Here is a 25,368-nt window from a genome sequence, read left to right on the forward strand (position 1 = left end):
CTCAGCCCATCCACACCCGGGCCAGGTGGGCCTGCCTGCGCAGTTCCTCCTGCCACCGGGCATCGCCGATCCGGACGCCGGTGATCGGCTCCGGCGGCGATCCGGCGATCCGCTCGTACTTGCGCCGCGCGCGGTGGCCGTCGTCGACGATCACCGCGACGTCGCCGTGCTCGCGCAGTGCGTCGCGCGCGGTGATCAACCGGTCGATCGTCTCGCTCAGCGTGTTGAGCAGGGCCACCGAGTTGGCTTCGAGCATCGCCCGCTGCAGGTCGGGGGCGGTACCCGCCACCCGAGTGCCGTCCCGGAAGCTGCCTGCGGCCAGCCGGAGCGCGAGGTCGCTCTCACCCGCGCCGACCGTGGCGGTCACCGCGGCGGTCAGATGCGGGTTGTGGGAGATCGCCGCCGCCGCGCGGTCGTGCGCGTCGTCCGCGGCGGGTACCACGTACGAGCCTGCGGCCAGGGCGATCCCCGCGACGTCGAGCCAGTCGTCGGCGACGGTGTCGTCGTGCGTCGCGACCATCCACATCGCCCCCTCGAAGAGCCCCGGATCGGTGGCCGGCCAACCCGACTCGGTGGTGCCTGTCATCGGATGCCCGCCGACGTACCGGGCTCGCGGATGGAGCCGTCGGACGAGGTCGGAGACCTGCTCCTTCACGCTCACCACATCGGTGAGAAGACAGTCCGGCGCCAGCTCCCGGACCGCGGTGATCATCGGTTCGAGTGCGGTGAAGGGAGTCGCCAGAACGACGATCGCGTCGTCGTTCCGGGCGCGCTCGAGGACCGCGGACAGGTCCGTGGAGGCGTCGTAGCCGTCGGCCGCCGCGGCCTCGACGGTGCCCGCCGAGCGGTTGTAGCCGAACGCGGGACCGCCCGTGTCGGAGAGGCGGCGGAGCAGGGACCCGCCGATGAGGCCGAGACCGAGGATGCAGACGGGGCGAGACGGTGCAGCAGACACGGTTCCAGCGTGGCACATCGGGGTCGGTTCGACTTGGGAGAGTCCCGAAAACCGACTACGGTGGCGGTCATGGCGAAGCCCGGTGCGCAGAGCGAATACGACGAGGTCGAAGGATTCGCTGTCGCGGTCGTCCGCGAGGAGTCGGGGTGGAAGCTCACGACGCTGAAGCCGTCCGCTCTCGACAGTCTCGACGACGCCGAACTGCAGCTGCGGGAGCTGCGGGCCACCGGAGCCGTGTTCGGCCTCCTGGACGTGGACGACGAGTTCTTCCTCATCGTCCGGCCGGCTCCCGCCGGAGCCCACGTGCTCCTCTCGGACGCCACCGCCGCGGTGGAGTACGACATCGCCGCCGACGCCCTCGACGCGCTGCACGTCGACATCCCCGACATCGATCCCGACGAGCTCGACGACGTGGATCCGTGGGAGGAGGGCGACCTCTCGATCCTGGCCGACCTCGGTCTGCCGGACGCCGTGCTCAGCATCATCGTCGGTGACACCGATCTGTACGCCGACGAGCAGATCGGCATGATCGCCGCGCGCCTCGGCTTCGCCGACGAGCTCGCCGCGGAACTCGACAAGCTCGGTCGCTGACCGGGTCCATGCCGGTGGACCCCAGCCCGCGACCGGATCGGGGAGCGGTGGACCGGGACGCGGCGGCCCTGATGTCCGTCGCACTCGAAGCGGCACGGGATGCGGACTCCCGCGACGTCCCGATCGGGGCAGTCGTCTTCGGGCCGGACAGGAGCGAGCTGGCCCGTGCCGCCAACCGCCGCGAAGCCGATGGCGATCCGACCGCTCATGCCGAGATCCTGGCGCTGCGGGCGGCCGCCGCCCGCCACGGCGACGGATGGCGGCTGTCGGGCTGCACCCTGGTCGTCACCGTGGAGCCGTGCACGATGTGCGCCGGCGCGATCGGACTGTCGCGCGTCTCGCGGCTGATCTTCGGTGCCTGGGAGCCGAAGACCGGCGCCGTCGGGTCACTCTGGGACGTGCTGCGCGATGAGCGGCAGCTGCACCGCCCGGAGGTGCTCGGCGGGGTCCGTGAGGACGAGTGCGCCGCGCTGGTCCGCGACTTCTTCGCCGGCCGTCGGGGTCAGCCCTGAACTATCCCTGAATTCGCTTCCGGGCTCTCGCCGCGCGCGTGCGCCTGTGGCAGATTGAGGAGGTGGGCGCAGCCCGCGCAGACATCGCGAGAAGGGGAATGAGATGTCCGATCCCATCGACAAGATCACCGAGGTCGTCGACACGGTGGTGCGCAAGGTCGACGAATTCGCCAACAGCGAGCAGGTCGCCGGTGCCGTGGAGAACGCGAAGTCCGCGTTGACCGAGTTCGCCGCCAACGAGCACGTCGCCGGCGCCGTGGAGACGGCCAAGGACAAGCTGTCCGAGATCGCGAGCAACGAGCACGTCGTGAGCGCGGTGGAGACGGCGAAGGGAAAGCTGGCCGAGATCGCGAACAGCGAGCAGGTCACCGGCGCGGTCGAGACGGCCAAGGAGAAATTCGACGATCTCGTCAACAAGCGCTCCGGACACTGAATCGTCGAGAAACTGGGTCTGACCTGCCGATTTCGTGCTGGTGACGGGCTGCGGTACAGTTCTTCGCGGTGGCGTGTCCGAGCGGCCGAAGGTGCGACACTCGAAATGTCGTGTGCGGTAACCCCGCACCGGGGGTTCAAATCCCTCCGCCACCGCCGAGGGCCCCTGATCTGCAGAGCAGGTCAGGGGCCTTTTCCAATGTCCGGCCCGGAGAATGTCCGTACGGTGTGAGTCACGTGACGAGACTTCTCTTCTGGGAGGACACGCCTTGAACACACATGCGCTGAACGTCAGACTCTCGGCCGCCGCGGTACTGGCCGCGGGCGCAGGTCTGCTCGCCGGGTGCGGAACCGACGACGCGACGCCGGAGACGAAGACCGAGACGATCACCCGGACCGCCGGGTCGCAGTCGCCGGCGGCGTCGGCCGCGCCGTCGCGAAGCGGTGTCGATCTCGCCGCGACTGCGCCCGCCGTCTCCTGGCGCGACGCACTGCGGACCGCCGGCGCGCAGTTCACCGGGTCGCCCACCGCGGTCAAGCTCGAGACCGAGCACGGCCGGACCGTGTACGAGATCGAGCTGGCCTCCGCCACACAGGAATCCGACATCACGATCGACGCCGCGAACGGCGGCGTGGTCGCGAAGACGACCGACGATCTCCACGGCGACGACGCAGCGCACGCCGGCGCGGAGCGGTTCGAGGCGGGTGAAGTCACCGTCGAACCCGATCGCGCCATGAGGGCCGCGCAGGCGCGAGTCGCCGGACCGGTGTCCGAGTGGAAGCTCCATCGCGAGAACGGCCGCCTGGTGTACGAGATCAACGTCGGCACAGCCGGCGACGACACCGAAGTGGTCGTCGACGCCGCCACCGGTGAGGTGATCGGCACCGACCGATGACGCTCAGTGCTCGGTGGAGAACGAGCTCCGTCGGCGATGCACTTCGAGTGCCAGCGTCACGAGGCGGTCGATCAGGTCGGGATAGGTGATCCCGGTGGCCTCCCACATCTTGGGGTACATCGATGCGGGGGTGAAACCGGGAATCGTGTTGACCTCGTTGAGGAGCCAGCCGCGACCGTCCTCCTCGTAGAAGAAGTCGACGCGCGCCAGGCCTGCGCAGCGCAGCGCCACGAAGGCGTCGGCGGCCAACTCGCGCACCTGCGCGATCGCCTCGTCCGACAGCGGTGCGGGAATCATCAGCTCGGCGGCGCCGGTGACGTACTTGTCCTCGTAGTCGTAGAAGTCACTGCCGGGCTTGATCTCTCCGGGGAGGGACGCGTCGGGGGCGGCGTTGCCGAGGACGGCCACCTCGACCTCGCGGCCGGTCACCGTCTCCTCGATGACGACCACGTCGTCGTAGCGGAGGGCGTGGTTGATCGCCGCGTCGAGTTCCTCGATCGAGTCGGCGCGGCTGACGCCGACGGACGAGCCCATGTTCGCCGGCTTCACGAACACCGGCAGACCGAGTTGCTCGGTCGCGTCGGCCAGCACCTGGCGGGCGTCGTCCACACCGTCGCGGAAGGTGATCCACTTGCACTGCGGGATGCCCGCGCGAGCGGCGATCTCCTTCGCCATCGCCTTGTCCATGCAGACCGCCGATGCCAGCACTCCGCAGCCGATGTACGGCAGCTTGAACAGCTCGAGCATGCCCTGCACGGTGCCGTCCTCGCCGTGCGGCCCGTGCAGCAGCGGGAACACCACGGTGAGGTCTTCGGGACGGCCGGCCAGCACCTGAAGCGGATTCACCTCGGGGCCTTCGACGTCGAGACTGTTCGGCAGTTCCGCGCCGGCGGCCAGGGCTTCGGCCGCGGCGTCGTTGCGGTGCCATCCGCCGCGCTTGTCGATGCCGACCGGGATCAGGCGGTACTTGGAGCGATCCGCGGCGGCCAGTACATGGGCGGCGCTCACACGGGAGACGTCGTGTTCGGCGGACACTCCGCCGTAGAGGACGACCAGGCGGATGAGGGGGGTGCTCATGGATGCAACCATACGTGCTTGCTTGTACCGTGGTCTGTCGTGCATCTCCTCGCCAGTCAGATCGCCGCCGCGACCGGCGGCACCCTTCACGGACCGGATGTGACGGTCGATTCCGCGAGCATCGACTCGCGGTCCGCGCGGCCCGGTCAGCTGTTCGTGCCGATCGTCGCCGCGCGTGACGGCCACGACTACATCCCGGCGGCGGTGCAGGCCGGCGCTCCCGTGTACCTGACCGATCGGACGCCGGATCCGGCCCTCGCCGCGACGGCCGTCCAGGTCGCGGACACCGCCGAGGCGCTCGCCGATCTCGGTCGCTTCGTCCGCGCCGGACTCACCGGCAGCGTCGTCGGCGTCACCGGCTCGGTCGGCAAGACGTCGACCAAGGACCTGCTCGCCGGCGTGCTGTCGACCACCTTCCGCACCGCCGCGAGCGAGAAGTCGTTCAACAACGAACTCGGGCTGCCGCTGACCCTGCTCGGCGCACCCGACGACACCGAGGCCGTCGTCCTGGAGATGGGCGCGCGCGGTGTCGGTCACATCGCACAGCTGTGCTCCATCGCCTCCCCGACGGTCGGAGTGCTCACCCGCGTCGAGGCGGTGCATCTGGAGATGTTCGGCAGCATCGAGGATGTGGCACGGGCGAAGGGTGAACTCGTCGAGGCTCTGCCTGCCGACGGGCTCGCCGTTCTCAATGCCGACCACCCGGTGGTCGCGGCGATGGCGTCGCGGACCAGCGCGCGGGTCGTGACCTACGGTGTCGATCCCGCCGCGGACGTGCGCGCCACCGACATCGTGCTCGACGACCAGTTGCGTGCGGCCTTCACTCTGCACAGCCCGTGGGGCAGCGTGCCGGTGCGGCTCGGGGCACGCGGCGAGCACCAGGTCGGCAACGCCCTGGCCGCGGCCGCTGCCGGCGGCGGCGTGGGGGTGTCGGTCGAGCGGATCGCCGACGGTCTGCTGCGCGCGGGTCTGTCCGGACTGCGGATGGAGATGAGCACCACGGCCGCGGGAGTCGTCGTCATCAACGACGCCTACAACGCCAACCCGACGTCGATGGCGGCGGGCCTGTCGGCACTGGCCCGCGTCGAGGCCGGACGCCGGTTCGCGGTGCTCGGCACGATGGCTGAACTCGGAGACGACAGCGACGCCGCCCACCGCGCCGTCGCCGAGCAGGCCCGTGAACTGGGCGTGACGGTGATCGCGGTGGACGAGCCCGCCTACGGCGACGGCGTGGCGCATGTCTCGGGCATCGAAGGCGCCGTCGACGCACTGAGCGGACTCCGCAGCGGCGACGCTGTGCTGGTCAAGGGCAGCCGGGTCGCCGCCCTCGAACGAGTGGTGCAGGCGCTCGGCTGAGCGTCGCACCGCGTCACCACACACAAACGCGACATTCGGCGACAGAACCCCCGTCCCGGACGGGGGTTCTGTCGCCGAATGTCGCGTTTACTGAGCGGTCTACTGCGCGCTCGACTGCGCGTGTTGGCCTGCGAGCCTCAGTTGGGCATCAGCGCGAAGGCCTGGCCGCCCTTGGTGCAGCGGGCGAGTTCGCCGACGGTCGTCGACGGTCCGCAGTCCCAGCCCGACACGGTCTGCGGTGCGCCGGTCGCGATCAGGGGTCCGTACTGCTTCGCGATGTCCTTGGCGGACGAGCACGACAGGTCGCCCGCGACGATGTGGATCTGGAGGGCGCCGTCGGGCCCCTTGGTGGGGCCGCAGGTCTTGTCCCCGGACGACGACGTCGCCTCGCCGGTGCTCTCGTCCGTGGCGGCGGTGCTCTGGGGCTTCGGTCCGCCGACCACCGGGACGCTGGTGTCGCTGGAACCGGTGACCGCGGAGGCCCCGGACTTGTCGGCGCCGGACGACGCCTCGTTCTCCGAACCGCAGGCGGTGGCGGCCAGGGCGATCGAACAGCCGAGGAGTGCGGTCGCGGCCAGTTTCATCGTGCGAGTCATGGGCACAACGCTAACGAATTTGAGCGGCCGAGCGCACGGCTGGGATGATGGCCTGCGTGACCACCAGCCACTTCGCTCCGCGAACCCGCCTCGAAGGCACCACCGGGCGCACCGGGACCATCACCACACCGCACGGCGAGATCCAGACCCCTGCCTTCATCCCGGTGGGAACCAAGGCCACCGTCAAGACGGTCCTGCCGGAGTCGGTCGCCGCGCTCGGCGCGCAGGCCGTGCTCGCCAACGCCTATCACCTCTATCTGCAGCCGGGGCCGGAGATCGTCGATCAGGCCGGCGGTCTCGGCCGGTTCATGAACTGGCCCGGACCCACGTACACCGACAGCGGCGGCTTCCAGGTGATGTCGCTGGGCGCGGGCTTCAAGAAGGTCATCGCGATGGACCTGGTCGGCGAGCAGGACGACCACAAGATCGCCGACGGCAAGGAGCGGCTGGCCAACGTCGACGACGACGGAGTCACCTTCAAATCGCACCTCGACGGGTCGATGCACCGGTTCACCCCCGCGGTGTCGATGCAGATCCAGCACCGGCTCGGCGCCGACATCATCTTCGCCTTCGACGAGCTCACCACGCTGATGAATACGCGCGGGTACCAGGAGCGGTCACTCGAACGCACTCGGCAGTGGGCCATTCGGTGCCTCGCCGAACACAACCGGCTCTCCGTCGAGCGCTCGCATCGTCCGCAGCAGGCGCTGTGGGGTGTGGTGCAGGGGGCGCAGTACGAGGACCTGCGGCGGAAGGCGACTCGCGACCTCGTCGAGCTGAGCCGCATCGATCGTGAGAACGGCGGCAAGGGTTTCGGCGGTTACGGCATCGGCGGCGCGCTGGAGAAGGCCAATCTCGGCACCATCGTCGGATGGGTCACCGACGAGCTCCCGGACGACGCCCCGCGGCATCTGCTCGGGATCAGCGAGCCGGACGACATCTTCACCGCCATCGAGAACGGCGCCGACACCTTCGACTGCGTCTCGCCGACCCGGGTGGCGCGCAACGGTGCGATCTACTCGTTCGACGGCCGGTACAACATCACGAATGCCAAGTACCGCAACGACTTCCGGTCCCTCGATGAAGAGCTGGACAACTACTCGACGCAGTACACCCGTGCCTACCTGCACCATCTGTTCAAGGCGAAGGAAGGTCTGGCGTCCACGCTCGCGACCCTGCACAACCTCTCGTTCACGATCACCCTGGTCGATCGCGCCCGGCGCGCGATCGACGAAGGCGACTACGTCGAGTACCGCGACGAGTTCCTGCGCCGCTACTACGCCGGAACCCGGCAGGCCGAAGCCCGATAGGTCCGGATCGCGCGGCGAATCGTCGGGCGAGGCGGTGATTCCGGGTGGTCCCTGATGCGCGGGCGGCGCAATTCTGACACCTTTGTCTGCATGACAGAAACAGCACCGGCAGGCAAGCATGCAATGATCGCGGCGCGTGCGGACGACGTGGTGAAGACGTACGGCAGCGGCGACACCGCCGTGCACGCGCTTCGGGGCGTGTCGATCGGATTCCGTGCGGGAGAGTTCACCGCGATCATGGGGCCGTCGGGCTCCGGCAAGTCGACCCTGATGCACTGCCTGGCCGGACTCGACACGGTCACCGAGGGCGAGGTGCACATCGGTGACGTCGGTCTGGCCGGTCTGTCCGACAAGGAGATGACCAAGTTGCGGCGCGACCGCATCGGATTCGTCTTCCAGGCGTTCAACCTGGTGCCGACGCTGACGGCCGAGGAGAACATCACCCTGCCGCAGGGGATCGCCGGCCGCGAGGTCGACCGCCCGTGGTTCGACACGGTGATCGACCGCCTCGGCATCCGGCCGCGACTGAACCACCGTCCCAGTGAACTCTCCGGCGGCCAGCAGCAGCGCGTGGCCTGCGCCCGCGCACTCGTCGGACGTCCGGACATCATCTTCGGCGACGAACCCACCGGCAACCTCGACTCCCGCTCGTCCGGTGAAGTGCTCGCCATCCTGCGCGCCGCGACCGACGAGTTCAACCAGACCGTGGTGATCGTGACCCACGATCCGCGCGCGGCGTCGTACGCCGACCGCGTCGTCTTCCTGGCCGACGGCCAGATCGTCCGGGAACTGCAGCGCCCGTCCGCCGACGACGTCTTCGAGGTGATGCGCAATCTCGACGACTCGGCACCGGGACAGGACGACCACGGGCAGTCGACGCGTCCCGCCGGATCCGGCGAGGTGAACTGAACCGATGGCTGCCAACGTCATGCGCAAGGTTTCTCTGAGAAGCCTTGCGTCTCACAAGATCAGGTTGATCCTGACGGTGTTCTCGGTGGTGCTGGGCACCAGCTTCGTCGCGGGCGCGGTCATCTTCACCTCGACCGTGGCCACCGCTTTCAACTCGATCTTCGACAACGTCGCGCAGGGAGTCGCGGTCGAGATCACCGCGGCGGGCAACGAAGCACCCGGCGTGCCCGTGACGATCGTCGACGATCTGAAGAAGAACGAGCAGAAGCTCGGAATCGAACGGGTGGCCGCCTCGAACTCCGGGCCGGTGACGCTCGCCGATTCGTCCGGCCGGGCCGTCCAGACCGGCGGAGCGCCGAGCGTCGGCATGAGCTACCTCCCGCCCGACGAGGCGGTCGGCGAGGACATGAAGTTCAGCGAAGGCCGCGCACCGGAGAAGTCCGATGAGATCGCGGTCAACTCCCAGGCCGCCGACAAGGGCGGGCTCAAGGTCGGGAGCCGGACGAAGGTGGTCGTCGGAGCCGGGCTGGCCCCGCCGATGGACGTCACCGTGGTCGGTCTCACCGACATGCCGTCGTCCACCGGCGGTTATGTCGGGGTGCTCTTCGACCAGGCGACCGCCGCCAAGCTGTTCTCGGATGGCAAGTACGTCTCGACCGTCGACCTCGCGGCCCGTCCCGGGGTGTCCGACGACCAACTGCGCGACGCCGTCCACGCCCATCTGGCCGACGTGGTCGCCCGATCGGGGAAGACCGACTTCGATCAGCTGTACAAGGTCCGCACCGGCGAACAGGTGCGCGAGGACCAGAAGGAGAGCATCCAGCAGTTCCTGACGATCTTCCGGGCCATCCTGCTGGCTTTCGCCGCGATCGGCCTGCTGGTCGGCACCTTCATCATCTACAACACCTTCTCGATGATCGTCGCCCAGCGGAACCGTGAGCTCGCGCTGCTGCGCGCGATCGGCGCGAGCCGGGAGAACGTCTCCCGGTCGGTGCTGCTCGAAGCGCTGATCGTCGGCGTCATCGGCGGGCTGATCGGTCTGGCGCTGGGTGTCGCGATCGCCGCAGGCCTGCTCGCGTACACCCAATCGCAGGGCCTGCCGTCCAACGGCATCCAGGTCGGCGCGGCCGCGATCATCTCCGCGGTGTTCGTCGGAGTCGTCGTCACCCTGCTCAGCGCATGGATTCCGGCACGCCGAGCCTCGCGCATCCCGCCGGTGGAGGCCATGCGCGAGAGCACCGTGGAACCCGGCGCCGGCTCGCTCCGCGTCCGGACCCTGCTGGCGGCCGTCTTCGGTGTCCTCGGCGTCATCGCGCTGGTGATCGGCGGACTCGGGGAGGGGGCCGGCTCGGCCACCATCGTCGGAATCGGGGCGCTCCTTGCGGTGATCGCCGTGGTGCTGGGGGCACCCGCCATCTCCCAGCCCGTCGTGGGCGCGTTCGGCGCCCTCTTCCAGAAGCCCTTCGGCACCGTCGGCAAACTGGCCAGGACCAACGCGGTCCGCAACCCCCGGCGTACCGCGGCCACCGCGTTCGCACTCACCCTCGGCCTGATGCTCGTGGTGGTGATCGGCACTCTCGGATGGTCGTTCAAGGGCACCGTCGACTCGTCGGTCGACAAGGGCATCCGCGCCGACTTCATCGTCACCGGCACCAACAACATGCCGCTGCCGCTCTCGGTGGTGGACGCGGTCAAGGAGGCTCCGGGAGCGGACAAGGTGGTCGCGCAGGCATACGGCGAGGCCCGCTACGACGGGAAGGACACCTACGTGACCTCCCCGTACGGTGGTTCGATCGGTGACGTCGCGTCCATCAACGTGCTCGAGGGCAGCCTGGATCTGCCGGACGACGGGCTCCTCATCAGTTCCTCGCAAGCGCGCGACAACGGTTGGAAACTGGGGCAGACGGTCACCTTCACCAGCGGTACCGGCGACGAGGTCGCCACCGAGGTGACGGGGATCTTCGAGGACAACCAGGCGATCGCGTCGTCGATGGTGGGCTGGCCGACGTACGAGCAGCTCATGCCGGTCGCGATGAAGCGGATCGCGGGCCCGGTGCTGGTGACCGCGAAGCCCGGGGTGAGGGCGGCCGACCTGCGTAAGCAACTCGAGGACGCCACCGCTGAGTACCTCACCGCCCAGGTGCAGGATCGCGATCAGTTCAAGAACTCGATCTCCTCGCAGATCGACCAGATGATGGCGACGCTGTACGCGCTGCTGGCCCTGTCACTGGTGATCGCGGTGCTCGGCATCGTGAACACGCTCGCGCTGTCGGTGGTGGAGCGCAGACAGGAGATCGGCATGCTGCGTGCGGTGGGCATGAGCCGGGCGCAGGTGCGCCGCACGATCTACCTCGAGTCGACGTACATCGCGGTGTTCGGGGCGCTGCTGGGCACCGTGCTGGGTCTCGCGATCGGCATCCCGCTGGTGCGGACGCTGGCGTACTGGGGTCTGGAAGGCGTGGTGATCCCGTGGGCGCTGATCGGCGGGACGCTGGTCGGAGCCGCGGTGGTCGGGGTGATCGCAGCGCTGTGGCCTGCGGTGACCGCCGCTCGCACCCGCCCGCTCGAGGCCATCACCGCAGAATGAGGGGCTTCTCGCACCGGGTATACGGTGGTCGGCATGACTAGCCCCTCGCCCTCGGGCCGCGGCCGCACGGTGGTCCTGTCGTTGATCGTCGTCCTCGCGGTGATCATCCTGGCGGCCGTCGGTTTCCTCGTGTTCCGGTCGGGTTCGCCGAACTCGGGAACCGACCGGCCCTCGGCGACGCCGACCACCGTCACGACCACCAGCGAGGAGAGTGAGACGATCTCGTCGCCGAAGCCGACGCCGACCCGGACCACCCCGCGGGTGGAGCCCGGCTCGGTCACCTATCAGCTCACCGGAGACGGCGACGTGGTGGCTCTGGCCTATCGCGATTCCGGCGGTCGGGTGGTGGTCGCCGCGACGGGGACTCCGTGGTCGGCCAAGACGGTCGTGCCCGACCGCGAGGTCGAGATGACAGCGATCGTGGTGCGCGGTCCGGTCACGTGCACGATTCTGCAGGGCGACGACATGATCTCGTCGAGCACCAGCCGCGGCGGTCCGCTCCGCTGCGCGGGACGGTTGCCGCGCTAGACCGGTCCGTCTGCCTGCGAGGCACGCCGCGTTACGCGGCGTGCCTCGTTTCGTATTGTGCTCAAACACCTGTTCGGGATAGTTATCCACAGTTATCCACAACCTTCATCCACAATGTGCATGAATTACACACATGTAATTTCCACAGTGTGGATGGATTCAGGTGTGGGAAGCGTGTCCCGAAACCGCCCCTGACCTCAGTTTTTCCGTAGCACGAGGACCAGGTTGGTCGCTGCCGCCTCGCGGACCACGGGGATGTGCACAACTGGCCATGCGAACCTGGGGAGATAGCGCGGAATGGCGGCCAGCAGTTCGGCGTCGGCTGTGGATCGTGCCCAGCGCAGTCCCGCGGCAGCGGTGATCGGAAACAGCGACACTCCGTAGAGGTTCTTCGGCAGGTGACCGGTGCGCCGCGTGTACCAGCGCGCGGCGCGGTGGCCGCCGAGGTAGTGAGTCAGTCCCATCTCGTGGCCGCCGAACGGACCCCACCAGAGGGTGTAGCTGAGGACGATCGTTCCGCCCGGCCGGGTGACCCGGACCATCTCGTCGGCCATCGCCCACGGGGTCCGAGTGTGCTCGGCGACGTTCGACGAGTAGCAGACATCGACGCTTCCGGTCCGGAACGGGAGATGCTCGCCCTGCGCGCGGACCGCCGACCGTTGGTCGATCCCGGCGGCCGCCATCTCTCCCGCGTCCGGTTCCACCGACAGATAGGCGGCACCGCGATCGCGGAAGGCGTCGGCGAAGAACCCGGGCCCGCCCCCGACGTCGAGCACGGTGGCGCCCCGCAGCGGGCCGGGGTGGAGAGAGTCGATCATCACGGCGGTGTCGTGTGCGAGCGCCGAATAGAACCGGGCCGGGTCGGACTGCTCGTACCGGAAGGCGTCGAGGAGCCGCACCGAACGACGGATCGTGGCGTGCCGACCGAAGGCGGCGGCGGGAGCGGGGAACCGGGAACGCGGCATGCAGCCAGGTTCGCATACGCTGGAACGAATGAGCGTCCCGACCGATGTCCTGCTGCTGTGCTGGCGTGACACCGGCCATCCCCAGGGCGGGGGCAGCGAACGCTACCTCGAACGCGTGGGCGCCGAGTTCGCCGCCCGGGGTTCGCGCGTCACCCTGCTCACCGCCCACTATCCCGGTGCTGCGAGGAAGCAGACGGTCGACGGGGTGCGCATCGTCCGCGCGGGCGGTCGGCTCACCGTGTACCCGCGGGCTCTGGCCACCGTCGCCGCGGCCCGCTGGGGACGGGGACGGCTGGCCGGGTATCGGCCCGACGTCGTCGTCGACACCCAGAACGGCGTTCCCTTCTTCGCGCGCCTCGTCGCTCCCGCGCCGACCGTGGTCCTGGTCCACCACTGTCATCGGGAGCAGTGGCCGGTGGCGGGGCCGGTCCTGGCCCGGGTGGGTTGGTGGATCGAGTCGAGGATCGCGCCGCGGATCCACCGCCGGAACCGCTACATCACGGTCTCCGAACCATCCGCGGCCGAACTCACCGGTCTCGGTGTGGACCGGCACCGCATCACCGTCGTGCGCGGCGGAGTCGACCCGGTGCCGAACGGTATCGATGTGACCGGGCGGTCGGGCGGTCTCCGCCTGATCGCCGTCTCGAGGCTGGTGCCGCACAAGCAGATCGAGGACGCGCTCGAGGTGGTGGCCACGCTGTCCGCCGCGGGCGCGGACGTGCACCTGGACGTCGTCGGGGACGGATGGTGGGCGGGCCGGCTGCGCGCGCAGGCGCAGTCTCTGGGAGTCGTCGACCAGGTCAGCTTTCACGGGCACGTGAGCGATCGGCGCAAGCACGAGTTGCTCGCCGCCGCCGACGTCCATCTGATGCCGTCGCGGAAGGAGGGATGGGGGCTGGCGGTGATCGAAGCCGCACAGCACGCGGTTCCGACGATCGGCTATCGCAGTTCGGCGGGGCTGGCCGACTCCATCGTCGACGGGGTCACCGGCGTGTTGGTGGACGACGCCGTCCAACTCGCCCGGGCCGCCGCGGCCCTCGCGGCCGACCCGGATCGGCGGCGCGCGTTGGGGGAGGCCGCACGGGACCGTGCAGAGCAGTTCTCCTGGGCGGGAACCGCGGACGGGTTCGCGGCGGTCTTCGACGAGGTGTGCGGCTGACTCAGGCGCCGGGTTCGGTCGGCGGAGTCCAGCGTGCCCCGAGCAGATCGGAGCGCGCGGCGATGCGTTCGTCGGGCATCAGCGCCGTCACCAGGTAGTCGGCGAGCCGGTCGATGCGTGCGGGCAGATCGTCGTGGCCCGACACAGCGTAGGAGAGGACGTGGGCGCCGACGAACGACTCGGTGACGAATACGGCGGCCTCCTCGGCGTCGGTGTCCGGCGGCACGTCGCCGTCTTCGACGGCCTTCGTGACGAAGTACTTGATCGCTTCGATCCACGCGAGGTACACGGGGATCGGGGCCTCGCCGGAATGCAGTTCGATGATGAGGCGGATGCCCGCGCGGACCACCGGGTCGTCCACCAGCAGGCGGCCCATCTCCCGGCACAGCATCACGAGCTGTCGCATGCCGTAGGTGTCGGTCTGCGCGATGGTTCCGACCGCCCTCATCGAGGTGGCCTGGAATTCGTCGACGACGATCGCCGCGAGGTCGTCCTTCGACTGGAAGTGGAAGTAGATCGCGCCGCGGGTGAGGCCGGATTCGCCGACGATGTCGTTCAGTCGCGCCCGTTCGTAGCCGACGCGACTGAAGAGATTCGCGGCGGCGACCACGATCTGACGACGTGTCTCCACAGCCCTGGCCTGCTGGGCCATCGCCGCCCCCTCGGTGTATGAGAAATGCGCTCTGATGTGGTCGTATTCGGCACATATGGTAACCGAGCGCGCTTGCGCGATATTACTTCAGAGTATACGGTTACATACCGGTGGACCGGTTTAGCCGGACACGACAACTGGAGCTGCGACATCGGCTGGGACACGGAGGATTTCCGCCGACTGACCGAGGGGTGCTTCAGCGACGTGCCGGACCGGGTGCACCGACGCCAGTGCGCGACCCCCGCGCTCGATACGAACGCGAGGGTGGCGCACTGGCGTGTTTCTGCGGCGTGCTCGCCGCGTCACTTCCGTTGAGCCGCTTCGTCTTCCTCGGTCTCCGGGGCCCTTCGACGGACGACGGCCGCGGCGAGACCGGCGGCCACCGAACAGATCCAGAGGTCCAGGGCCGCGAATGCCGCCGCCCGCGCGGCGGTCGCCGGAACGGGCGCGGCCACGGCACCGGGAATCCGGTACACGGTCAGATGCTCGCCAGAGTAGGCCGGAGCGGTTGCGGCCAGCCGGGCGGGCGGGTCCGACTCCTCGGCCACCACCCAGCCGACGCCGAGCCGTGCCAACCGCTGCGGGTCGCCTCCGTCTCGGAGAACGTCGAGGACCTGCGCCGTCCGGCCGGTGGGGGAGTCCACCGTCGTCCCGTCCACGGTCAATTCGCCCGAACCGATCACCGGTGCGTCCAGCATGCGCGGGAGCGGAGACAGCGACGGCCCCCGGGCCCACGACAGCCGTCGCACGGCGTCGCCGGGCCACAGGGCCACTGAGCCGCGGGCGCCGTCCGTGTCGTGGCCGACGAGCGCCGTCACCCGGGCGTAGTCGTCGGGGTAGATCACCGGCCGGATCTTGCCGCCCACACCCCAGGCGAGGTCGGGGAGCGGTGCCACGATCAGTGCGATCACCGCCGCTGCGGCGAAGCCGGCCGGTACGAGTGCGCGCAGTGCGGTCACGGCGGCCGCCGCCGCGACCGCGACGAACGGGACGGCGAGCGCGAGGTATTTCTGCGTGTCGCGCAGCAGCCCGGCACCGGGCACATGCGCCAATAGGACGTCCATCACCGCCAGTCCGGGCGGTGTCGCAGCGACCACCACCGCCGCGATCGCGACCGCCGCCAGGAGTGCCTGCCCGGCGACCGCGGGGCTCAGTTCCCGGCGCATCCGGACCAGGGCGCCGGTGCCGACCGCCACCACCGCCAGCAGCATCAGTGTCGCGACCAGGGCCCAGGGGGTGGTGCGGCTGGCGGGGACGGCGTCGGCGTTCCAGATGCCGCCGAGCCCGAGGGCGGTGCCGAGCAGCCCGAGCCCCGGCTCGGCACGCAGCGCGAACACCGCGGCGCCGCCGGATGACCCGACGTCCGACGCGACCGCGGAGGCCACCAGCCAGGGAGAAGCGGTGATGAGCCAGCATCCCGCGGCGAGTCCCGCCGTCCGGATCGGCAGCCGCACCGCCGCCGCGGTGGCCACCGCCACGATCCCGGCCAGAAGCGAACCGGTGGGCGTCAGGCCGGCTGCCGCGAATATCCCGGCGAGACCGGCCCATTGGCGCCACGACCGCCGGCCGTCGGCCAGGTCGAGCACCGCGCACACCGTCCACCCGAGGGCGGCGTAGCCGGCCAGCAGACTCCAATGCCCTTGCAGCAGGCGCTCTGCCACGTAGGGATTCCAGATCCCGACGACGGCGGCGGCCACCGCACCGGCGGTGGCGGCGCGCGGGACGAGCCTGCGGGCCAGCCGCCCATAGCCCACTCCGGCCGCGAAGACGGCCAGGATCGTCAGGCCGGCCACCAGGAGGCCGCCGTCCACGAGACGCGAGCCGAGGGCGAGCAGCGCGTCCTGCGGGACCGCTCGCGGCGCCGTGCCGTCGATGCCGAGCGCGGCGGCCGTCAGCGCCGACTGCGGAGTCGCGACCGCGTCCCGGTAGAGCAGGTGGTTCCCGACCAGGGGCGCGCAGATCAGGGCGGTGAGCAGAGCGCTGACCGCGTAGACCGCCGCCCCGGTCGTGCGCGTGGAGGTGGCGGTCACCGCACTGCCGTCGGATCAGAAGTGGTACGTGTCGGTCGGTGCGGGCATGTGGTCGTTGATCCCGTAGTCGCTCGGGACGATCTCGTATGCGCGGGCCAGTTCCAGAATCTTGGTGGCACGGGCGATCCGAGGCAGGTCGGAGCCGTTGCGGATCTCGCCGCCGTCCGCCTCGAACTCGGTGAAGAACTCACGCGCCCACTTGATCTCATCGTGTGACGGCGACAGCCCCTCGTTGACCGACGCGCACTGGTCGGGGGTGAGGCAGATCTTGCCGGTCATCCCGAACTCCGCGCTGACGGCCGTCGCCTCCGACAGCTTCAGGGCGCTGGAACCGACGGTCGGGCCGTCGATGGCCGACGGCAGGTTGGCGGCCTTGGCCGCGATGGTGAACCGCGACCGCGCATAGGCCAGCGTGGTCGGCTGCTCACCGAAACCGGTGTCGCGGCGGAAGTCGCCGATGCCGAACGCCAGGCGGAAGGTGCCCTTGGCGGAGGCGATCTCGTTGATCCGTTCCAGGCCCCGGGCGGTCTCGACCAGCGCGACGATCGGCACGCCCGGGACACGCTGGGCCGTCTCGGTCACGTGATCGACCGATTCCACCATCGCCAGCATGATCCCGCCGATGGACGTCCCGGCCAGCGCGGCGAGATCCGCCGCCCACCACGGGGTCCCGAAGCCGTTGATGCGAACCCAGTCGGAGTGACCGTCGGCGAGCCAGCGGACCACGTTGTCGCGGGCGGAGTCCTTGTCCTTCGGTGCGACGGCGTCCTCGATGTCGAGGATGACGATGTCGGCGCGGGAGCGCGACGCGGCCTCGAACCGGTCGTACTGCGCCCCGTTCACCAGGAGCCAACTGCGGGCCAGTACCGGGTCGATGCGGGACCCGACATCGGAGGGGTCGGGCTCGTTGAATGGTTCGGTGTCGTACATCGACTCTTAGCGCTCGTCTCGATCAGCTACGGATACTGCCGATGCAGTCTATCGCGCAGCGGCCGGGCACACTGGTCAGCATGGTCGACGCCGCCACGCCCCGCCGCGGGTCCACCGTGCGGTCGGTCGGCTGGGTCACCGCGGGTTCTCTCCTGGCCAATCTGCTGGCGTACGTGGTGCAGGTTCCGGCGAGCCGTGTGCTGGGGCCGGACGCCTTCGGCGAGTTCTCGGTTCTCAACGCGGCCATGCTCATCGCCTCGGTGCCGGCGCTGGCTCTGCAGGCGGTGGTGGCGCGCGAGGTGGTGCGGGGAACGCCGTCGCGTCGGCTGTGGAGGCTGATCGGCGTGGTCTTCGGCGTCGTCGCCCTGGTGTCGGTGCTCGCGGTGGCCGCGATGATGAGGATCGCGCACACCGATCTCGGACCCACCGCGGCAGCGCTCGCCGGTGCCGCACCGCTCGCGGTGGTCTCGGGCGGCCAGGGGCTGCTTCAGGGGGCGGGGCGGTTCCGGTTGCTCGGGGCGGTGCTCGCCGGCGTCGGGCTCCTGCGGTCGGCGCCCGTGGTGGGCGCGGTGTACGCGGGGGCGGACGCGGCCGGCGCGCTCGCGGCGGGGACGCTGGGAACGGCCGTCGCGGCGGCGCTGGTGGCCGCGGTCGCCGCAGCCGCGATCGGTCCGGCCGGACGCTCCCGAGGCGCGGCAGTTCCCGGGTCGCGGCTCACGCTGTCGGCGGTGGTCGCCGCGTCGGGCGTGCAGTTCGTGATGATCGTCGCGGTGTCGGTGGATCTGCTGCTGTCCCGATCGGTGCTGACCGCCGCGGACGCGGGCGTCTACGCGCTCGGCGCCGTCGCCACCAAGGCGGCGTTCTGGCTGCCGCAGGCCATCGGCGTGGTGGTGTACCCGAGGCTGGCCGACCCGGTGCGTTCGGCCGCCGCTCTCCGCGGCGCGGTCGGCGTCCTCGCGCTGACGGGTCTGGTCACCACCCTGATCGCCGCCGTCGGCGGCGGATTGGTGCCCGTGGTGATCTCCGACGACTACCGGCCGGTGGCGGGGTTGATGTGGTTGTTCGCGCTCACCGGAGCCCTGCTCGCGGTGCTGCAGCTGATGCTGTTGACCGCGATCGCTCGCGACCGCGCGCGGGGTGCGATCCCGGCGCTCGTAGTCCTCGTGGTGGAGGTGTCGGTGATCCTGACCGCGGTCGATTCGGTGGCCGGGCTCGTCGCCGTCGCCGCCGGGGCGGCGGCCTGCGCGGTGGCCGCGACCGGCGTCTGGCTCACCGCTTCCTGACGCCGTCGTCTTCCCGCCCGTTCCGCACGCCGGTGCGGTAGACGTACACCGCTCCGCCGATCAGCGCCAGCACGCCCACGGCGCCGAGTGCGACGGGCAGGGTCCGCGTCACCAGAGTCACCGGGCGGGCGCGGTGCCGGGCGGCGTCGGCCCCGTCGATTCGGCTGTGCCGATCACCGGTGAGGACGGTGCTCAGATTGGGCAGGCGAAATCCCGTCAGCGCCGGATTCGACCCGGCTTCGCCCGGTGCGAACCGGTACTCCTCCTCGATCTCGATCCGCTCGTCCACCACCACGCCGGTCGCCGTGTCGACGAACAGGTCCCGGGTGGCGCGGTGATGGAGGCTGGCGGTCAGTCGTCGGCTCGGCGCCACTCCGGGGAAGGTGCCGAACCACGAGGCCGGGCGGGTGATCACTCCGCGCGGATCGGTTCCCAGCGCGCCCAGGTCGGTGTCGGGGATCACCGCGCGCAGCCGGACCACCCTGCGGCCGTCGATCTCGGTCTCACCAGCGGCCTGCAGCGGAACCGTCTGCCTGGTGGTGACGTCGAAGTAGTCGCCGGGATCGTCGAAGCCGTACGGCAGTGCGTAAGTGCGACCCCGGCGGTCGGGGACGGCGACGGCGGCGTGCTTGTCGTCGTACTGGATCTCCGACCGCCCGGTCGGCGACGCCGTCACCCGGTTCACCGTCACCCGGTCGATGGTCGCGGCCAACGTGGGCTCTGCGCAGACTCGCTCGGCGTCCTGGGCCCTGCCGTCGACGAGGTACGAGTCCACGCCCAGCGCCGTGGCCGCCTGCAGTGTGACCACGTCGGAGTCCGACGGCCTCACCGCGACCGTCCGGCGGCGCTGCTGCAGATGCGCCTCGAGCACTCTCGCCGCGGGCGAGTCGATGGAGCAGCGGTCGAGGACCGTCGTGTCGTCGGAGGAGTCGGCGATCCATGTCTGGTCGACGCTCAGCGGAAGTTTCCTCAGGCCGGGACCGATGATCGGGCCCATCGCGACCGCCGCCGCCAGCAACAGTGCGCCGAGGAAGAACGCGGTCGGGGCGATGAGGTCCCGGGTCGACCAGCGCGGACCGGTCCGGGGGCTGTCGGGAGCGGCGTCAGACACAGCGTCGACTGTATGTGAGGGGGCCGGCCGCTCGTCCGGGCTCCCGCCGCTGCCCTCGCGCGGCTTACCCTGGGCAGGACATGTCTGACTCGCAGCCGGCACCGGCCCGGCGTTTCTACCCCCAACTGGAGGGCCTGCGCGCCGTGGCCTCGCTCGGCGTGCTCACGACGCACGTCGCCTTCCAGACGCGGGTGACGCAGTGGCCGGTGCTCGGAGAGATCCTCGGCCGCCTCGACCTCGCCGTCGCATTGTTCTTCGCGCTCAGCGGATTCCTGCTGTGGCGCCCGTATGCCGCGGCGGCCCGCGACGACGGGGCTCCTCGGCCCGCCGTGCGCCGCTACCTCCGACATCGCTTCGTCCGCATCTGGCCGGCGTACGCGCTGGTGGTGGTCGCGGTGCTGGCTCTGCTGCCGCAGGCGCGCGGCGCCTCGGCGACGGTCTGGCTGGCCAATCTCACCCTCACCCAGGTGTTCGTCCCCCTCACTCTCGCGCCCGGCCTCACCCAGATGTGGAGCCTGTCGGTGGAGGTTGCGTTCTACCTGCTTCTGCCCGTGATCGGCTTCGCGCTGTACCGGGTACGGGGTGCCGCTGCCCGCCGCCGCATCCCGATCATCGTCGGGGTCGCGATCGTCAGCCTCGGGTGGACCTGGGTGACGCGACTGTTCACGCTTCCCGCCGGTGTCGAGGCGCGCAACTGGGTGCTCGGGTACCTGCCGTGGTTCGCCGTGGGTCTGGTGCTGTCGGAGATCGCGGCCGCCCTCGCCATCGGCCGGCTCGACCGCCGATCGCGCGCAGTGCGGCTCGGCGCCGACCGCCGGGTGATGCTCGTGGTGTTCGTCGTCGCGTACGGACTCGCGTGCACGCCGATCGCCGGACCGGTCGGGCTCGGCGACATGACTCACCTGGCCTACGTGGCCAAGATGGTGCTCGGCGCCGTCGCCGCATTCGCGGTGCTGGCGCCGCTGGTGCTGTCCGACGGCCCGTTCGTCTTCCTCGACTCTCGGGTGATGAACGCGCTCGGCCGATGGTCGTACGGCATCTTCATCTGGCATCTCGCGGTGCTGAGCGTGGTCTTCGGGCTGTTCGGCATTCCGATGTTCGACGGTCACTTCGTATCTGTGTGGCTGCTGACGGTGATCATCACCGTCGCGCTCTCGGCCGCCAGCTACGCGTTCGTCGAGGAACCGCTCCGGGCGCGGTTGTCGGCGCGGGAGAAGCGACGGACCGCGGAGGTGCCCGCCGACGAACCGACGCCGGAACGCGCCGGCGTCACCGCGGCCGGCCGAACAGCGCCGCCGCCACCGCCGCGCTGACGGCGATCAGCGCGAACGCCTGGGCCCAGCCGCTGTAGCCGGTGTAGGCGGTGCCCGAATGCCAGGGTCCCGCGGCCAGCACCACCGTCGCCGCGAGCATCGCCGTGAACGTCAGCGCCGGTCGTAGGCGGGCGGAGAGCCGCCAGGTGACGGCCCCGGTCGCCGCCGCGATCAGCGCCCCCGGCCAGCCGGTCAGCAGGAACGCCGCCGCGAGGGCCGCGGCGGACGCCGCGGCGACCGCGCCTCGTCCGGCGCGCACGCCGTCGTCCGGCCGCACGGCCGGCTCGCAGCGGCGCCGTCCGAACCTCGGACCGAAGGCGACGGCGAACAGAACCACCACCAGCGCCAGACCGGCGCCCAGCGCCCACCGGTACGGCGAGTCGAGGTCGACGGTGAGCGCGACGGTGCCGCCCGTTCCCGCCGGCACGATCCAGCCCTGCTGCCAGCCGTTCACCACGACCGGCTTCAGTTCTCGGCCGTCGGCGCGTGCATGCCAGGCGGGATTCGTGCTCTCCGGAACGAACAGGATGCGGTCGGTGTCGGCGGCGTCCACCGTCAGCCTCCGGTCCGTGGGCGCCCATTCGGTCACCTGCGGGTGTGTCACCGCAGGCGAGGAGGCCTCCGCGCCGGGACGCCGGAGGGTCACCGCGTCGACGGTGAAGGCGCGTCCCGGATTCACCGCGACCTCCTGCTCACCCGCCGGCAGTCGCAGCGACGGGCCGGGGCACGCGGTCGCCGATACGCTCTCGCCGAGGCGCAGCGCGCCCACCGTGGTGCGGACATGCAGTCGGAGCATCTGGCCGGCTGCCGTGACACCCATGCCGTACGGGCCGGACGGGTCTGTGGCGCAGCCGATCTCGATGATGCGATGGTCGTCGTCGGGTACGTTCGGGCCGCCCGGCAGCACTTGGGCCTCGCTGATGCCGACCGGTGCGTCCTTCGCGAAACCGAGATCGTTGACGTCGATCAGATCGCTCTGCTCCTCGATCGTCAGCACCACGGTGTCGGCCCGGGCGGCGGGAACCGACAGCACCCCGTCCGTGCCGACCCGCGCTGTCGTCCGCACCACCGTCCGATCACCGTCCCGCAACTCCACGGACACGCGGGTCGGGTGCGCCGGATAGTCCGCGGGCGTCTGGAGACGGATCCCGGACACTTCGCGAGGGGCGGGCAGATGAAGGGTCAGAACGGGTTTCCTTCCCTTCGGGAACGTGTCCGGATCCGGTGCGGTCCACGTGGTGTTCGGATCACCGTCGACGGCGGCCGATGCGTTGCCGCGCGGATCGGCCACCGACGACTGCGCCTCCGCGCGGATCGCGCCGGTGCGGGCCAGCAGATCCGAGAGTTCACCGCCGGCCTTCGGTCGCAGCGTGACATGCACGTCGGCGTCGGTCTGCGACGGCACCGACAGGGTCCGGGAGAACACGCCCGGCGTCTCCGGACTCAACCCCACCGCCGGGGAGCAGCGCACCCGGCCGTCCGCCGCGGTGACGCAATCCGGGATCGGACCGAGTTCGGGGGAGAGCACCCAGCCGGACACGTCGTCGGCGGCGTCGAGTGTCGGCAGCACCGTGCGCTGCCGGATCGACAGCGGGACACCGGTGTTCGCGTCGGCGACCGACAGTTCGGCGATCGCGAACTGATTACCGGCCGAGCCGTCGGCGGTGTCGATGGCGCGGACCTGGACGCTCGACGTGGGCCCCGACGGCACCAGGATCCGGGTCGGCACTCCGGGTTTCACTCCCTGAGCCACGGTGCTGCCGGAATCGGACGAGACCAGCAGCGTCGAGACGTCCGGCCCGAGCGCCTTGGCCGTCGTGACGGTCACCGCGAGGTCGTCCTGCGGATGGGTGAAGTCGATCGAGAGCCACCTGCCGACCGCCGACTCCAGACCGCGACTGACCCAGGCGGTGTCCGGATCGCCGTCGAAGGCGGCGGCGGTGGAATTGGCAGGCGACGTCCGGCCGGGCTGCGTCGCGTCGGCGGCCGAGCCCGAACTGGTCACGCGCACCATGCCCGGCTGGTTGTCGAGCAGCCATTGCGCGCGGACCAGCGGCTGGCCCGGCACCGGGTAGTCCGGCGCCGCGTTCTTGGTCAGCCGGGGATCGTCGGGGCCGCGAATAGCCGAGGAATGGTCGTCGACCCGCCCGAAGTCGGTCTCCCGGTCGACAGGGGAGTCGGTCACCACCGCCGGAGCGTCGGGCAGGCCCGCGCGCCTCGCGTCCGCGGTCAGCAGCGCCGGACCCAGCGGTTCCTCTCCGGCTCGGCTGCGGGCGTCCTCCACCGCGGCGAGGGCCTCCGGTCCGCCGGTCACCCGCGTCATCGCGCCGACGTCCACCAGTCCGGGCGCGCCGGCGGTCGTGGCACCGGTGCCGTCGGGAGGTCCGACCCGGTAGACCGTCACCGCCGGCATCGGCGGACGCAGTCCGTCGTCCACGACCACGCCGTCGAGCGTCGGCGGTGAGACGTCGGGACCGAACCGGGCCGCCTCCGACAGTCCGGGTGAGTTGCGGATCGCCTGCGCCACCAGCAGCGGTCGTGCCGACCGTGACGTCACCGCGTCCAGATCGGCCCGCAGCACCAGGTATCCGACACCCTGTTCGGCGAGTGTCGCGGCCAGTCCGGGTGATCCGCGGCCCGAGCTCAGCGCCCGTTGCACCGAGTCCATCGCTCGGATGGCGCCCGGCGGCGTCAGGGGAATCGCGTCGCGGACGGCCCACGGCGAGTGCGCCAGCGCCTGCAGCGGTTCGTCGCGCGTGAGACCCCAGATCTGGTCGGCGAAGGGCGCTCCCGGGACCACCAGGGCGCGCGACGGAGTCGGGGAGCCGGCCTGCGCGGCGTCGAGCCAGTCGGCCGTCTGCTGCCAGTAGTCGGGGACCGCGCGGTAGCTCTTGGCCGGTGCCAGCCCGCCGGTCCACAGCAACGACCCGGAGCCGAACGCGGCGATCACCACCACCAGTGCGGCGGCCACACCTCGTTCGGCACCGCGGCTGCGGATCGGGACACGGACACGCGCGAGCAGATGCGCGATTCCCATCGCGAGGGGGAGCCGGACCAGCGGATCGAACTTGTGGATGTTGCGCAGCGCGGCGCCCGGACCGTCGAGGAAAGCGATGACCGTCTCACGCACGGGCGAGCCGAGTGCTCCCGGATATCCGAGACACAGGGCGAGAAGGCCGATCACCAGGATGGTCAGGAAGCGGCGGCGGTGCGGCATCGCCCGCATCGTGAGACCGGCCAACCCGGCGGCGGCGAGGATGCCGGTCGCGACCACCGCGGCCGGCTCGGAGACCAGAACGGCGCCCACAGCGCGTTCCGGGGAGACGAACGGCGTCCACGAGTCGGTGCCGCGCAGCACTTCGGTGAGGGAGGTCCATTCGGTGGTGACGCTCGCCGACTCGATGAAGTCGAGGAAGGGCGGGGAGACCCGCGAGAGGATCAGCAGCGGCACCACCCACCACAGGCACGCCATCGCCAGACCCGCCGCCCACCATGCGCCGAAGACCAGTCCGCGACGGCGGCGTCCCCGGTCGCGCCGCGCAGTCGCCAGCAGCCACCAGATCGCCGACACCGCCACGGCCGCAGCCGTGGCGACGGCGTTCACCGCACCCATCAGCGCCACCGCGCATGCGGACCGGGCCGCGTTGCGCCACAGCGGACGGGGGTCGGACGCGTCGAGAGCCCGGACCACCGGGAGCAGCACCCAGGGCGCCAGCATCATCGGCAGCGTCTCCGAGGAGATGGTGCCCAGCGTGGTCATCACGCGGGGGGCCAGTACGAAGACCCAACCGGCGATCAGCCGCGATGTGAACGACCCGACGCGCAGCGCCTCGGCGAGACGGACCACGCCCAGGAAGCCGACGGTCAGCAGAATCGCCCACCAGAATCGCTGAGTGATCCACGGCGGCACGTGCAGGATCTCGCCGACGGCGAAGAACAGGCCGTGCGGGAAGAAGTATCCGTAGGCCTGGTTCTGGATCTGGCCCATCGGGGCATCCGGCGACCACAGGTGCGCGGCGCGAGTGAGGAACCCGATCGGATCGGCGGTCAGGTCCAGCTTGGTGTCGGGCGAGATGCGGCCGGGGCGCTGGAGTAGACAGACCACCAGCGCCACGACAGCGACGATGAGTGCCTGCGCCCGCGTCAGAATCCGGCCCGGGCCGCCCGGCTCAGTTG

Annotated in this window: 21 protein-coding genes and 1 tRNA gene; 13 read left to right on the forward strand and 9 right to left on the reverse strand. The window is 70.5% G+C overall.

What is annotated here, in order from left to right; all coding sequences use genetic code 11:
* Position 1: 1 nt before the first annotated feature.
* A complete protein-coding gene (locus tag P5P27_RS00420; protein ID WP_278125881.1) occupies positions 2 to 955 on the reverse strand; it encodes a prephenate dehydrogenase in 954 nt (317 codons plus the stop codon).
* Between the two features lie 69 nt (positions 956 to 1,024).
* Here P5P27_RS00420 and P5P27_RS00425 point away from each other — a divergent pair, with 69 nt between their 5' ends.
* The 5 genes from P5P27_RS00425 (at position 1,025) to P5P27_RS00445 (ending at position 3,386) form a co-directional block, all read left to right on the forward strand.
* Positions 1,025 to 1,546 carry a tRNA adenosine deaminase-associated protein gene (locus P5P27_RS00425; protein ID WP_006897451.1) on the forward strand — a complete coding sequence of 174 codons (522 nt, stop codon included), beginning with the start codon at positions 1,025 to 1,027 and terminating at the stop codon, positions 1,544 to 1,546.
* 8 nt (positions 1,547 to 1,554) lie between these two features.
* On the forward strand, positions 1,555 to 2,058 hold the full coding sequence (locus P5P27_RS00430; RefSeq protein WP_278125883.1) for a nucleoside deaminase: 504 nt from the start codon (positions 1,555 to 1,557) through the stop codon (positions 2,056 to 2,058).
* 103 nt (positions 2,059 to 2,161) lie between these two features.
* On the forward strand, positions 2,162 to 2,491 hold the full coding sequence (locus P5P27_RS00435; protein WP_222110878.1) for a mannosyltransferase: 330 nt from the start codon (positions 2,162 to 2,164) through the stop codon (positions 2,489 to 2,491).
* Between the two features lie 67 nt (positions 2,492 to 2,558).
* A tRNA-Ser gene (locus P5P27_RS00440) sits at positions 2,559 to 2,646 on the forward strand.
* Between the two features lie 113 nt (positions 2,647 to 2,759).
* A complete protein-coding gene (locus tag P5P27_RS00445; protein WP_278125885.1) occupies positions 2,760 to 3,386 on the forward strand; it encodes a PepSY domain-containing protein in 627 nt (208 codons plus the stop codon).
* Between the two features lie 3 nt (positions 3,387 to 3,389).
* On the opposite strand, the gene P5P27_RS00450 is transcribed toward P5P27_RS00445, so the two are convergent.
* On the reverse strand, positions 3,390 to 4,463 hold the full coding sequence (locus tag P5P27_RS00450) for a D-alanine--D-alanine ligase family protein (protein ID WP_006897447.1): 1,074 nt from the start codon (positions 4,461 to 4,463) through the stop codon (positions 3,390 to 3,392).
* Between the two features lie 39 nt (positions 4,464 to 4,502).
* On the opposite strand from P5P27_RS00450, the gene P5P27_RS00455 reads away from it, so the two are divergent.
* Positions 4,503 to 5,819, forward strand: a complete 1,317-nt coding sequence (locus P5P27_RS00455) for a UDP-N-acetylmuramoyl-tripeptide--D-alanyl-D-alanine ligase (protein ID WP_045539048.1) — start codon at positions 4,503 to 4,505, stop codon at positions 5,817 to 5,819.
* Between the two features lie 137 nt (positions 5,820 to 5,956).
* On the opposite strand, the gene P5P27_RS00460 is transcribed toward P5P27_RS00455, so the two are convergent.
* Complete coding sequence (locus tag P5P27_RS00460; protein ID WP_278125889.1) at positions 5,957 to 6,415, reverse strand: hypothetical protein; 459 nt, start codon at positions 6,413 to 6,415, stop codon at positions 5,957 to 5,959.
* A gap of 44 nt (positions 6,416 to 6,459) precedes the next feature.
* On the opposite strand from P5P27_RS00460, the gene tgt reads away from it, so the two are divergent.
* The 4 genes from tgt (at position 6,460) to P5P27_RS00480 (ending at position 11,749) form a co-directional block, all read left to right on the forward strand.
* Positions 6,460 to 7,725, forward strand: coding sequence for a tRNA guanosine(34) transglycosylase Tgt (gene tgt, locus P5P27_RS00465; protein ID WP_411815725.1), 1,266 nt, complete (start codon positions 6,460 to 6,462; stop codon positions 7,723 to 7,725).
* 90 nt (positions 7,726 to 7,815) lie between these two features.
* Positions 7,816 to 8,634: an ABC transporter ATP-binding protein gene (locus tag P5P27_RS00470; RefSeq protein ID WP_051999670.1), complete on the forward strand. Its 819-nt coding sequence runs from the start codon at positions 7,816 to 7,818 to the stop codon at positions 8,632 to 8,634.
* Between the two features lie 4 nt (positions 8,635 to 8,638).
* Positions 8,639 to 11,221, forward strand: coding sequence for an ABC transporter permease (locus tag P5P27_RS00475; RefSeq protein WP_006897442.1), 2,583 nt, complete (start codon positions 8,639 to 8,641; stop codon positions 11,219 to 11,221).
* 33 nt (positions 11,222 to 11,254) lie between these two features.
* Positions 11,255 to 11,749, forward strand: coding sequence for a hypothetical protein (locus tag P5P27_RS00480; protein WP_062366338.1), 495 nt, complete (start codon positions 11,255 to 11,257; stop codon positions 11,747 to 11,749).
* 197 nt (positions 11,750 to 11,946) lie between these two features.
* Here P5P27_RS00480 and P5P27_RS00485 read toward each other — a convergent pair whose 3' ends face one another.
* Positions 11,947 to 12,714 (reverse strand): class I SAM-dependent methyltransferase, encoded by a 768-nt coding sequence (locus P5P27_RS00485; RefSeq protein ID WP_006897440.1) that lies wholly within the window; start codon positions 12,712 to 12,714, stop codon positions 11,947 to 11,949.
* A gap of 28 nt (positions 12,715 to 12,742) precedes the next feature.
* Between P5P27_RS00485 and P5P27_RS00490 the strand changes: the two genes are divergently transcribed.
* Complete coding sequence (locus P5P27_RS00490; RefSeq protein ID WP_045539056.1) at positions 12,743 to 13,873, forward strand: glycosyltransferase family 4 protein; 1,131 nt, start codon at positions 12,743 to 12,745, stop codon at positions 13,871 to 13,873.
* A gap of 1 nt (position 13,874) precedes the next feature.
* On the opposite strand, the gene P5P27_RS00495 is transcribed toward P5P27_RS00490, so the two are convergent.
* The 3 genes from P5P27_RS00495 to P5P27_RS00505 form a co-directional block, all read right to left on the reverse strand.
* Positions 13,875 to 14,525 carry a ScbR family autoregulator-binding transcription factor gene (locus tag P5P27_RS00495; RefSeq protein ID WP_045539052.1) on the reverse strand — a complete coding sequence of 217 codons (651 nt, stop codon included), beginning with the start codon at positions 14,523 to 14,525 and terminating at the stop codon, positions 13,875 to 13,877.
* A 302-nt stretch (positions 14,526 to 14,827) separates the two neighbouring features.
* Positions 14,828 to 16,555: an MmpA family trehalose lipid delivery protein gene (locus tag P5P27_RS00500; protein ID WP_278125897.1), complete on the reverse strand. Its 1,728-nt coding sequence runs from the start codon at positions 16,553 to 16,555 to the stop codon at positions 14,828 to 14,830.
* A 15-nt stretch (positions 16,556 to 16,570) separates the two neighbouring features.
* Positions 16,571 to 17,485, reverse strand: a complete 915-nt coding sequence (locus P5P27_RS00505; protein WP_006897435.1) for an HpcH/HpaI aldolase/citrate lyase family protein — start codon at positions 17,483 to 17,485, stop codon at positions 16,571 to 16,573.
* 41 nt (positions 17,486 to 17,526) lie between these two features.
* Between P5P27_RS00505 and P5P27_RS00510 the strand changes: the two genes are divergently transcribed.
* Positions 17,527 to 18,768 (forward strand): polysaccharide biosynthesis protein, encoded by a 1,242-nt coding sequence (locus P5P27_RS00510; RefSeq protein WP_278125899.1) that lies wholly within the window; start codon positions 17,527 to 17,529, stop codon positions 18,766 to 18,768.
* Here the strand turns inward: P5P27_RS00510 and pgfA are convergent.
* A complete protein-coding gene (pgfA, locus tag P5P27_RS00515) occupies positions 18,755 to 19,879 on the reverse strand; it encodes a cell envelope lipid trafficking protein PgfA (RefSeq protein ID WP_278125901.1) in 1,125 nt (374 codons plus the stop codon). The genes P5P27_RS00510 and pgfA overlap by 14 nt on opposite strands.
* Before the next feature lie 80 nt (positions 19,880 to 19,959).
* Here pgfA and P5P27_RS00520 point away from each other — a divergent pair, with 80 nt between their 5' ends.
* Positions 19,960 to 21,192 (forward strand): acyltransferase family protein, encoded by a 1,233-nt coding sequence (locus P5P27_RS00520; RefSeq protein WP_278125903.1) that lies wholly within the window; start codon positions 19,960 to 19,962, stop codon positions 21,190 to 21,192.
* Here the strand turns inward: P5P27_RS00520 and P5P27_RS00525 are convergent.
* The gene (locus P5P27_RS00525; protein WP_278125905.1) at positions 21,149 to 25,306 is read right to left on the reverse strand and encodes an alpha-(1->3)-arabinofuranosyltransferase; all 4,158 of its coding nucleotides are present in this window, start codon (positions 25,304 to 25,306) and stop codon (positions 21,149 to 21,151) included. The two genes, P5P27_RS00520 and P5P27_RS00525, sit on opposite strands and share 44 nt — an antisense overlap.
* Between the last annotated feature and the right edge of the window lie 62 nt (positions 25,307 to 25,368).

It is taken from the genome of Gordonia sihwensis (genome assembly GCF_029632925.1).
GTDB lineage: Bacteria > Actinomycetota > Actinomycetes > Mycobacteriales > Mycobacteriaceae > Gordonia > Gordonia sihwensis.

Bases quoted from the DNA above. Each gene is read 5' to 3' on its own strand.
- P5P27_RS00425 (WP_006897451.1), top strand. From the start codon at position 1,025: ATGGCGAAGCCCGGTGCGCAGAGCGAATACGACGAGGTCGAAGGATTC.
- P5P27_RS00430 (WP_278125883.1), top strand. From the start codon at position 1,555: ATGCCGGTGGACCCCAGCCCGCGACCGGATCGGGGAGCGGTGGACCGG.
- P5P27_RS00435 (WP_222110878.1), top strand. From the start codon at position 2,162: ATGTCCGATCCCATCGACAAGATCACCGAGGTCGTCGACACGGTGGTG.
- P5P27_RS00450 (WP_006897447.1), bottom strand. From the start codon at position 4,463: ATGAGCACCCCCCTCATCCGCCTGGTCGTCCTCTACGGCGGAGTGTCC.
- P5P27_RS00460 (WP_278125889.1), bottom strand. From the start codon at position 6,415: ATGACTCGCACGATGAAACTGGCCGCGACCGCACTCCTCGGCTGTTCG.
- tgt (WP_411815725.1), top strand. From the start codon at position 6,460: ATGATGGCCTGCGTGACCACCAGCCACTTCGCTCCGCGAACCCGCCTC.
- P5P27_RS00470 (WP_051999670.1), top strand. From the start codon at position 7,816: ATGACAGAAACAGCACCGGCAGGCAAGCATGCAATGATCGCGGCGCGT.
- P5P27_RS00475 (WP_006897442.1), top strand. From the start codon at position 8,639: ATGGCTGCCAACGTCATGCGCAAGGTTTCTCTGAGAAGCCTTGCGTCT.
- P5P27_RS00480 (WP_062366338.1), top strand. From the start codon at position 11,255: ATGACTAGCCCCTCGCCCTCGGGCCGCGGCCGCACGGTGGTCCTGTCG.
- P5P27_RS00485 (WP_006897440.1), bottom strand. From the start codon at position 12,714: ATGCCGCGTTCCCGGTTCCCCGCTCCCGCCGCCGCCTTCGGTCGGCAC.
- P5P27_RS00490 (WP_045539056.1), top strand. From the start codon at position 12,743: ATGAGCGTCCCGACCGATGTCCTGCTGCTGTGCTGGCGTGACACCGGC.
- P5P27_RS00495 (WP_045539052.1), bottom strand. From the start codon at position 14,525: ATGGCCCAGCAGGCCAGGGCTGTGGAGACACGTCGTCAGATCGTGGTC.
- P5P27_RS00505 (WP_006897435.1), bottom strand. From the start codon at position 17,485: ATGTACGACACCGAACCATTCAACGAGCCCGACCCCTCCGATGTCGGG.
- P5P27_RS00510 (WP_278125899.1), top strand. From the start codon at position 17,527: ATGCAGTCTATCGCGCAGCGGCCGGGCACACTGGTCAGCATGGTCGAC.
- P5P27_RS00520 (WP_278125903.1), top strand. From the start codon at position 19,960: ATGTCTGACTCGCAGCCGGCACCGGCCCGGCGTTTCTACCCCCAACTG.